This window comes from Bartonella sp. AC329YNZD, assembly GCF_042196685.1.
Lineage (GTDB): Bacteria > Pseudomonadota > Alphaproteobacteria > Rhizobiales > Rhizobiaceae > Bartonella.
The window spans coordinates 253,277-262,621 of the sequence record NZ_JBHIQS010000002.1 but is presented as its reverse complement, the minus strand read 5'-3'; the positions used below and the strand labels follow the sequence as shown (position 1 = coordinate 262,621).

At 46.2% G+C, this 9,345-nt stretch carries 13 protein-coding genes; all 13 read right to left on the bottom strand.

Translation table 11 applies throughout. The features are described from left to right. The coding region (locus ACFIMW_RS02340) for a phage tail protein (RefSeq protein ID WP_375607979.1) at positions 1-275 on the bottom strand (275 nt) is incomplete at its 3' end. Then, the gene (locus ACFIMW_RS02335) at positions 275-1,141 is read right to left on the bottom strand and encodes a baseplate J/gp47 family protein (RefSeq protein ID WP_375607978.1); all 867 of its coding nucleotides are present in this window, start codon (positions 1,139-1,141) and stop codon (positions 275-277) included. The genes ACFIMW_RS02335 and ACFIMW_RS02340, both read right to left, overlap by 1 nt. Next, a complete protein-coding gene (locus ACFIMW_RS02330) occupies positions 1,128-1,514 on the bottom strand; it encodes a GPW/gp25 family protein (protein WP_375607977.1) in 387 nt (128 codons plus the stop codon). Before ACFIMW_RS02330 ends, ACFIMW_RS02335 begins: the two co-directional genes overlap by 14 nt. A gap of 3 nt (positions 1,515-1,517) precedes the next feature. Then, a complete protein-coding gene (locus tag ACFIMW_RS02325) occupies positions 1,518-1,718 on the bottom strand; it encodes a hypothetical protein (RefSeq protein ID WP_375607990.1) in 201 nt (66 codons plus the stop codon). A gap of 12 nt (positions 1,719-1,730) precedes the next feature. Beyond that, a complete protein-coding gene (locus ACFIMW_RS02320) occupies positions 1,731-2,324 on the bottom strand; it encodes a baseplate assembly protein (protein ID WP_375607976.1) in 594 nt (197 codons plus the stop codon). Then, positions 2,321-2,842 carry a hypothetical protein gene (locus ACFIMW_RS02315; RefSeq protein WP_375607975.1) on the bottom strand — a complete coding sequence of 174 codons (522 nt, stop codon included), beginning with the start codon at positions 2,840-2,842 and terminating at the stop codon, positions 2,321-2,323. Before ACFIMW_RS02315 ends, ACFIMW_RS02320 begins: the two co-directional genes overlap by 4 nt. After that, positions 2,839-3,333, bottom strand: coding sequence for a phage virion morphogenesis protein (locus ACFIMW_RS02310; RefSeq protein ID WP_375607974.1), 495 nt, complete (start codon positions 3,331-3,333; stop codon positions 2,839-2,841). Before ACFIMW_RS02310 ends, ACFIMW_RS02315 begins: the two co-directional genes overlap by 4 nt. A gap of 1 nt (position 3,334) precedes the next feature. Continuing rightward, the gene (locus ACFIMW_RS02305) at positions 3,335-3,757 is read right to left on the bottom strand and encodes a phage protein Gp36 family protein (RefSeq protein ID WP_375607973.1); all 423 of its coding nucleotides are present in this window, start codon (positions 3,755-3,757) and stop codon (positions 3,335-3,337) included. Between the two features lie 15 nt (positions 3,758-3,772). Next, entirely contained in the window at positions 3,773-4,738 is a 966-nt protein-coding gene (locus ACFIMW_RS02300) for a capsid protein (RefSeq protein ID WP_375607989.1), read from the bottom strand. A 12-nt stretch (positions 4,739-4,750) separates the two neighbouring features. Then, positions 4,751-5,092 (bottom strand): hypothetical protein, encoded by a 342-nt coding sequence (locus tag ACFIMW_RS02295; RefSeq protein ID WP_375607972.1) that lies wholly within the window; start codon positions 5,090-5,092, stop codon positions 4,751-4,753. Next, entirely contained in the window at positions 5,089-6,102 is a 1,014-nt protein-coding gene (locus ACFIMW_RS02290) for a phage protease (RefSeq protein ID WP_375607971.1), read from the bottom strand. The genes ACFIMW_RS02295 and ACFIMW_RS02290 overlap by 4 nt, the downstream gene beginning before the upstream one ends. A 431-nt stretch (positions 6,103-6,533) precedes the next feature. Continuing rightward, on the bottom strand, positions 6,534-7,739 hold the full coding sequence (locus ACFIMW_RS02285) for a phage minor head protein (protein WP_375607970.1): 1,206 nt from the start codon (positions 7,737-7,739) through the stop codon (positions 6,534-6,536). Beyond that, positions 7,732-9,333 carry a DUF935 domain-containing protein gene (locus ACFIMW_RS02280; protein WP_375607969.1) on the bottom strand — a complete coding sequence of 534 codons (1,602 nt, stop codon included), beginning with the start codon at positions 9,331-9,333 and terminating at the stop codon, positions 7,732-7,734. The genes ACFIMW_RS02285 and ACFIMW_RS02280 overlap by 8 nt, the downstream gene beginning before the upstream one ends. Between the last annotated feature and the right edge of the window lie 12 nt (positions 9,334-9,345).

Below are 9,345 nucleotides of genomic sequence, written 5' to 3'. Positions count from 1 at the left end.
CATCTCAACCCCATCTCTATTGCCGCAAGAGACCCGCGCAGGCGTTGCCATGCAAGTCCTTGGTCAATCAAATCATAAGAGTTAGAGAAATAAGGGCTTAATTCTTGCAAACCATATTCATCAATGAGAGAGGGTAACCAAGAAGGGGGACGCGTAATTAATTTGGCACGGGAAATATCTTCGAGTGCCCTTTTAACTTGAGGATCAACAGCCATTGCGTCAGCAAGACAACGTTCAAACAAGCTTGAATTTGGGGGCAATAACAACGAGAGCATTAATAAGCGTGCCCCCGTAATGATAAGGCAATTTCCCCTAGTGTCACTGCTTCATGAGGCGCGACCAGAATATCCTTGCACGGTTGCGTTATGTTCACATGGTGCACACCCTCAACCATCAGGCGACTGAGTATCCAACTTAAAGAAAGATCACGCCCAAGCCTCCATGTGCACGCCCATTCTTCTCTCAAATTCTGCTCTGCTCTTTCCAAAACAAAGGAGCCTTCATCCGGTAACAACCAAAAATCAGCAGAAACATTGATCACCCGCTGCACCGCACTTTTGACCAAGAGAGTATCATTGGTCATTTTTACCTGTTTTTCATCAAGGGCGGCTTGCACCTTGGCAATTAAAGCTTCATCTGCCACCCCTGATGGGCTGTCACTAAAAAGAGCCACATGAATAATCGGGCTTTTGCCCTCACGATAAACAAAAGCATCTTTGACATGGATATCACTGGAGAGCGCAAAATATTGATAACGTGGCGCTGTGCCCCCTGTGGAATGTCCTTGTCTATTTAAGCGAATGCGGCGGCGAAACCGCTCATCATCTTCATCCAAAAGGCGCGTGACCCCATGAAAATCCCCCAAATGGTCTAAACTTGTCCCACGCGCAAATTCTAGTAAATTGTCTCGCGCTACTTCATTGATCCGTTGGCGCAACAGCAACTCTTCATAAGCAGCCGCTTGTAATTGAATGACCACGGGGTCATAGGCGGTCTTTTCCACATTATAAGGAATATGATGGGCTGCAAAAACATCCATCAAACGCGCAATCTTTTGCTCTAAAATTGCTTCAACAGAAAGCTCTTCAATAATTTGTGGCAAAGGAATCTGTGAAAAGGGTAAATGTTCAAGCTCTGCCATAAGAGACCTCTAAAGGAAATTGCATCTCTTGCCCATGGGACCAATCCCCCAAATGGCCATCGGGATAAAAAACTCCCCTTAAAACAAAGTGGAATGTTCCCTCACGCGTTGCTTTGGTCAGATCAATCCTTTGCAATGAGAACCCAGGCTCTCCACATTCTGGATCATCAAGCGCGCAGGCAATAGCTTGATAAAGACGTAAGATTGTTGCAGGATCAGCATTGGCGTCTTGGAATTCTCTGACATCACACCCATAATGGCGACGCAAAACCCGTGTTCCTACCCTTGTCATTAAACATTTATGGAGTGATTGTTGGCAATGCGCAAAGCCATACAAGAGAGAGCCATCCTTTTCGCTCATCCCGCACCGCATGCTTTAAGCCCCTTTGCTTGTCTTTGTGGTAGAAACCGTTGGGGTCGCCGCAACAACAGGGGCTGGTTTTTCAGCAATCTGACCAAGCAGCAAAGGGTATTTTGCTGCCTCTTCACTTAAACAAATTTCCTCACCCTTGCCCGGTGAACGTTGACCAGCAACAAAATCGGCATTGGTTAAAATAACATAAGTGTTCTCACGCATCATAAAACTCCTTTAAAGAGGGGAAGAGGTTGTGGAGGGACCCATTTTGACCCCGCCGTGTTTATGGCTTGCGCCAACAGATTTTTGATTATGCTGTAAATCTTTTGCTTCAATCTGCACACTGCCCGTTAATTCAACACGGGTTGCTTGATGAGAAAGCACCAAACCTTGTGCACTCAAATGAATTTGGTTTTCCCCATGGGAGAGAATAAGTTCATCTTTTGTCATCCGCAAAGCGCCACCGGCATAACAGAGCGCCAACTCTTCGGCGTGACGGGCTGGATTAGGCATATCCTCACTATAGCTATCGCGTACAACCAGAGAGGCAGAGCCAATCTCACCATGGGGGTTCAACAACCGCACCGGATCACCAACATGGAGCGGCATATTGCTGGAAACAGCCCCCGCCGCTTCTTGCGCTTGTAGCCAAGGCGATAAAACCGCTTGTCCATTGGCACTCTCAGAGAAAAGTTTCACCCGAACCCTATGGCCATCAACTTGCACAACCCGCCCAATCATGTGTTGGTTGGCAAGACAGCGTTCAAGGGCATCAAGACGCTTCATGATTTGTCGAAAGGTATCACTTAAGAGATATGCGTCATTCATGCCCCCACCTCATTGTCCCATGAAATCAAACCACTTTTGAGTTTTCCCTCATCACAAAAAATATCTTTTCCCAAATGATACAAATCTTGGTGCCATTCCACCACACTAATCGACACACCACGCTGCTTAATCGCCGCAGAGATAATCGGTTCAATCTGGACATCACGCGGGGCACTCAAATGCGTTAGCCCCCACAATTGCCCGCTATGGCATAAAACCGCAATAGCTTCTGCCAGAAGCCAACTTTGGATATCACGCTCTTTACCCGTGGTAATAATAAAAGCCCCTAAATGAAGATCAGTACTCTGCTGTCCAGAAGCCACAGAACTCAAGCGGCTTTCTAACACCGCAACCCGTATTGCTGGAGCCACAAGCATTTGTGTTTCCAATTCTTCTAAATTAAAACGCCCAAATTGACAGCCGCAATCACGCACATCCGGCAAAGCGCCTTTAAGGCTCCGTATCACCGCTTCACGAAACTGATTAATGCGCCCTGCTTGCTTGACCGTTTGACTCATGAAAAGACCCTTCCCAGCCAATCTTCTGCCGCTTTGACAATTTCCACTTTATTGCGTTCTGAAAGCCCCAAATAAGGACGGGCGGGCATGGTTACCTGATGCACACAAACAAAGCGGTGTGCTTTGCTGCTTTTCAGAAAAAAGCGCAGTGTCTTGCCATTTTTCGGGTGAATAACCCCACCCAATTGATGAATCCGTGCATAAACCAACCCACTCCCCACAATCACCTTTTCTGGTGAAGCTTTCATATCAATGGAGCGTGAAAGCGCCCCACTGGCAAAAAGAATGGAGGTGCGAGCATAATTGTTTTTCCACTTCTCTCCTTGGGCAGAGGTTTTTTCACTTTGAATCCGCCGCCTTGTGCTCTCTTGAATGAGACGTCCAACCCCTTGTGCCAAAGTCCCCATCGAGCTATCAGCCCCCTTTTGCAAAAAGGATAAAGCCGCTTCAAGCCCTGTCTCTTTAATCTCAATATGGGTTGCAACAGACATATTACCTTCCCATCAAACGCGGCTTAGCATGGAAAAAAGCCCCATCCTTAACAGGACCATCTTCGCTCATAATTTTAGGTTCATCCACACCCAAACCCGCTTTGCCTTCCGCAATGCGTTTCAGTAAATCAACCGCCTGTTTGTAACGATCTTCAATGGTGGTGGTCAGTGCCGTATGGCGTATGGCTAAATTATAAACAGCAATATTGACACAGATCATACCCAGAGCCGCTGGCTGTCCAACAATGGGGACACAGTAGCGATGAGACAGATGCACATCAATCTCACCACTTGCCTGTTCAAGCGCAAGATCAATGGCTTTTCTTAAAAGAACTGGATCAGAATGCTCATCCATCCCACATAAGTCGGACAAGAAATCAACGCCCCAGAGCTCTTCAATCAATCTTTTGCTTGCATAAGCCATGTTTAAAAGTTTCCCTTAGACAACTTCTTGCAACAAAACACCGGCATCTTTTGCGGCGACCAATTCACAAACGCGTTCACCAACACGCACCCGTTTACCGCCCGACAAGCCGATATCTGGATCTTGGATCACTCCAGACAAACGCTCGCCTAACTGAGCACTAAAGCCCCAACTGATCACCGAACCATCTGCCTGTTGTTTGGTAGGATCAATATAAAGCAGAGCAATCTTATTGCCCCAAACGCGTGCCAATTGTGCCGCGCGTCCTTTGCGGGCCAAATTCACTTGCGATTCACCAATGAGTAACCGATCGGGGTGTATTTCCATCAGATCAGCAAATTGCGCCTTGGTGACAAAACCATCAGCAGTGCCACCCCCTTTAACGGCTTTAATGATTTTGGGATGACGTTTGAGTTTTGACCAAACAACTTTGCCCATAACAATGGTGTTGGGTGTATAGACGAGACTTTTATCCATCGCCTCATCTAAAACAGCATAAGGGTCAGATTTCTCATAATCGCTAAATTTATTTTCACCCTTAAGCGTAATCACCCGCTCTGGTGCGTAATTTTCACTTCTTTGCACAAGCGCTGCCACACGCACTTCACGCCCCAACTCCAGCAAATTGGCAAGACCTTCTACTGCTGTCTTTTCGGGGTTATAACGAGAGCGCTTTTCTGCTCGTGCGCGTGCCGCTGCTTCAATATCTGAATTGGGGATGAGATCATCAAGTCCGTAATCTTTGACACTAGCTTCCCGTTCAAAGGCAGAAAATTCCACCACATTCGGGCGTCCTTTCCGCCCTATCTCAAGCTCAGGCACCGTAAAATTTTCCGCTAAGGGAAATTCACTATATTTAAACACTTCACTTAAAACAGAAACACGGGGCAAAACTCTATCGCCAATAAGAGAGCCAGCTGGATTGCGATAACCAATAGCAATAGCGGTGAGTGTTGGATCAATGGGAAAAGGTCTGTTCATCATAAGCCTCGATTAATTAATTTTAAAAGAAATAACATCACCAGCAGAACCATCACTCATGGCAATACCAATCGTGCGATCTGCAGCTTCCGCTTTAATGGCGTGTCCTTTGGGGTCAGAGGTCAAAAAATCACCAAAAGAAACATTGCCCCCACAAACCACTTCGCCCCAACCACATTGGCCAACATCAATCATCTCACCAGCCTTTGCGCTCAATGCCCCAGCAGTCCCTAATAATTTATCACCCTTACCAGAAGCCGTTGCCACCATTCCCTCAGTGCGCGCTGCAACAATGCAATAAGGTGAAATCACATCTATGGCGCGAAAAGATTTAATTAAAATCATCGTACTCATGATTGGCGCTCCTTTTGTTCGCAAATATAATCAACTGCTTGGCTAATGGTGATATCCCACCCTTTTTGCTTCTGCTCTTCCTTATAATGGCGTGCCGCAACAGCAATCTCTTCTGGCGCAAGCTTTGGTTCTTGCTTGAGACAAGAGGTCTCCAAAGGACTCCTAGCGGCAAGCGCCGGCAACTTCTCGACCAAACTTTTAAAATGTTCCACACCCCCTTCAAAGCTACAGAGTGCACGATATTCCTCGCGGGCAGCCGGCAAAATCTTGCCCTCTTCAATGGCCTTGTCTAAAAGGCTCTCAATAGCCTTATTTTTCTGCTCTTCTTGCAAAAGCGCTAAATCTTCTTGCACCTTTGTCAATTGAGCACAAAGTTCCACGCGTTCTTTTTCGCGCGCTTTAAGCGTTGCTAAAATCTCATCCGCTTTAGCATCTTCTGCCAGCTCCAGAGCACTGGCAATGGCTGTCAAATCCATCATTTTCTCCGTCAAAGTTATAGGGGAAGGCTGTTCACGGCTTAAAGCCGTCATGACAAGGGCTGGACGGTTCACCAAACCAGCACCAGCTAAATTTAAAATTTCACCTTTCTTCGAATGGCGAAACTCCGGCGAAAGATAGCGATATTCTCGGGCAATAATTTTTTTGGTAGCCATATCGGTCCATTTAACCCGCCCCCAAATTGCACCATCCCGCTCTGCTAACTCTTCAATCCAGCCACTTGCCGGCGCTTCCAAGCCATTTCTCGCTCGGTGATATTGCCCATGCTCATAATCAATCACAAGCGGTCCTTTATTGGCTGCAAAAGCTTTTAAAATGGTTTGCGGACGATAATGCCATTGTCGTCCATCACGAGCCTTCACATGCGGCGCTTTGGGCAAAAGCTCTACCCACTCAGGCGCTTGGCTAACGGTAACGTCTTGGCAAAGATCTATTAACGCGGCATGAAATGTCTCGTCATGACATATCTCAGCATGCCCATCTTCGCCATTTTCGTGAAATTCTTGCTCCATAAACATTGCCTATTGCTTTACAATTGTCATTGGCAATACAATGCATGAAACTTACTCCCACTATAAGTCTGACACTGTCAGTCAAAAGAGCATTTCTCAAAAAAGCACTCTTTTCCCTATTATTCTTCTTGTGAGAGCCCCCCGTGTCAAACCATCCCATAAAATCGTTTTCAAAGGCACTTCAAAGGCGATAGAGCGCCGTTGTGAAGTTAGAGGTACAATTTATCGTCTTATACAAAAAAGCCTCTCTCAAGCTGTTTTTTAAAAGATTGCTTTTAAACTTTTAAACTGTTACATTATCCGCGAGGCGTGAGCCAGTTATACCAGGACGGTTTTACCGGATCTGCGAGGAGTTGACCGCCCTCCACGCCTTCTCATTTTCCTCGCCTCTTTTCCATTAAGAACAAAAGACTTTCTTCCTGTTGTTTTCTTTACAACAACCTCTCGCCCTTTTTTTCAGCCGCATCCAATAAGCGTCCAATTTCTCTAGAGCTTTTTTTATGCATGGAGGTCAACCACCATTCTTGTTTGCTTGCCACGAATTTAACTGCTAAGCGCCACCATACCCCATCATTTTCACCCAAAAACACAACGCTCGGTACACCTTTTCGCCTGATAATGCCATGGGGTTTTATGAATGTTTGAATGGCGCCACGAAAATCATCCAAGCGAAGATCACGCGCTTGATGCTCTAACAAAATATGTTTCACACTGTCTGAAGATAAGCGAATAAGAGAACCGTCCGCTGCAAAAACATCACGCACCTTTTGGATCATTGGGGCAATGGGAATAAATCCACGCGGCATACGTCCTTCAAACATGGCTTCCAAAAGTGGTGAACCCACAATATCTTCAATGGCAATGCGTTTTCGATTGTCCCCCATCACAGAGACTTTATCACTCAAAAAATTGCTTAAGTTTTGCGCGCGATGTTTCCCAGGATTAGAATGCCAACCAGGATCAATCCCCTTTGGTATCTTCTCAATTTTCCCCGTTCGCTTATTGTGCCAAACCTTCTGCTCCACTTGAAGTGGCGGCGAATCCTCTTCATAGCCTAAATCTTCTGCTTCATAACGGCTTACCTGTCGCACACTACATTTACACCGCCAGCCATTGGGTGGATAAAGCCAATCCCAAACCGGATCATCAACAGGTGCCGTAAACCCCACCCAACTTTCATGTTCTAAACGCTTATGTTCTGAACTCGACAAAGCATAGGTGAGATAGGGCAAAAATTCTTTATTATTTTGTGTGCGCTCCCACTCGCCTGCTGCATGCGCACTCATGGTATTAGCCCAATAGACCGTCTCTAAGCGTCGCGGGCTGCCCAATTGCACCACGCTCTTTTCACCAGTTTTGGGGTCAATGCTGGTCTTTTTACCCCACCAACCCTTTTCTTGTAAAATCGGCATCAGATTTTTTTGAAATTCTTGAAAAGGAACTTGATGTTTTATAGCCTCTCCAACCGCTTGTTTAAAATCTTCTAAAATGTCATAGCCTAGCGATTTTGCCACCGTAAAGGAAAAGGCATGTTCTTCTGGTGCTATATCACGCCAATCAAAACTTGGAACAAGTGCCTTGGCTTCAAAATAACGGGTGACCTCTTTAGGGGCGGTTTTAAAAAGTTCCTCATCCATGATATCCAAGCCCACGTGCAATCATTTGCACCTTTGCCAAGCGCGCTGCTAATGCATGATGATCCATCTCACCCAATAATTCATCTAAGCCTTTAAGGATATCCTCATAAATTTTTGCTTCTCTCACAAGCTTTTTAAAAGGCTCTAAAAGGGGTTCTAAGTCCTCTTCCCAGTCGCTTAAAGCTTCTTGTGAAAGCCGGTCCAATTCGTCGTGATGTTTCCCACCCTGCTCTTTTCCACCCTTGTCCTCTCTTGTCACAGAAACATCAAAAACACCTCCACAATCAGCACAAACATGAGCCTTTTGTCTTGCCTCACCATCCTCTTGTCCCCTCTCATCATCAAGCGAATTATCAGGAGCCTTTAAAACATCCTCTTCTTTTTTTGGTTGCGAAAAGCCAATCTTATTGCGCACTTCTTGCGCCCCAACACGCAAACCCAAGGGCACAAGTTTTTCCAAAGCGTCACTGATGGCTTTAATATCTTCATTTTCAGAAATCGGCCAATAGACAAGGGGAGTGCGCTCTTGGCGCCCAAAATTAATCTCAACAAAGGGCACAATCAAATCACGATTAGCTGTCAAGGCTAATTGGCGTGCATCAGCTCTTGCAATATCATGGCGTACATTTTCATGAATGCGCGCTTGCGAAAAAGACGAACCTTCATCCGTCGTCATGGTTTGCCCCAATACCCCTTTAGAAATCTGCCGATCTAAATATTCCGCTTTGACACCAAAAACCGCATTGCCACTGCCCCCTGCCGCTTCAATAAATTCAATCTCCATCTCTTTGGGAATAATCGCTGCCGCATCACTGGATAAATCACGCACCGCTTGAATGAGAACCCGCCGTTCCTCATGAGAAGAACTTGCCCCATATTTACCCACACGCAAAGGCATGCCATAAACTTCTAAGAAAGCCATCCAATCTTTCAGTGTATAAGACTTGAAGAGAAATGCCCAAGCTGCAAGCCGCGCAAGCCCAGAACGAATAGGCAAACCGCTTTTCAACTTGGGTCTGTGAATAGAAAATTTATAAGCAGGCAATTCACTTCCATAGAGAGAGCCCTCTTCTTTTAAACGCAAATGAAAACCATCCCGCCGATCCAATTGAAAAAACCGCTGGTCACGCCATTTCCAAGCAACCGGCCACCATTCCTTGGCACTCTTGTCCCACAAAGTTTCAACAACCGCATAGCCTTTTCCCAAAGCATCTAACAAATCCGTCACATAATCATCAACAAAGGTAGGTGCACTAATCACTTCCCGCACCGCATCTGCTATCTTTTTGTCCTGTGCACTGCTGCTTGCTGCAATCACACTAGGTTCCACCCCTGTAAGGGCATTTTTACGCATGCCAAGCACAGCACGATAATGCAAATCACGCTCTTCCATATCATCGGCAAGTTGGAAAAACTGCTCTGGATGCCCCTGTGCTGCCTGTTGCAAAATATCAGCAAGTTGCGCAGGGGTGAGACCACTGACAATGGTTTGTGACCATACATCACGAACACCGCCAACGGTAGGGCTTGCAACTTCTCGCTCCAACCCTTTGATATTAAGCGCCCTGCCCCACTGATCTAAAAGTTTTACCATCTCATTATCCCA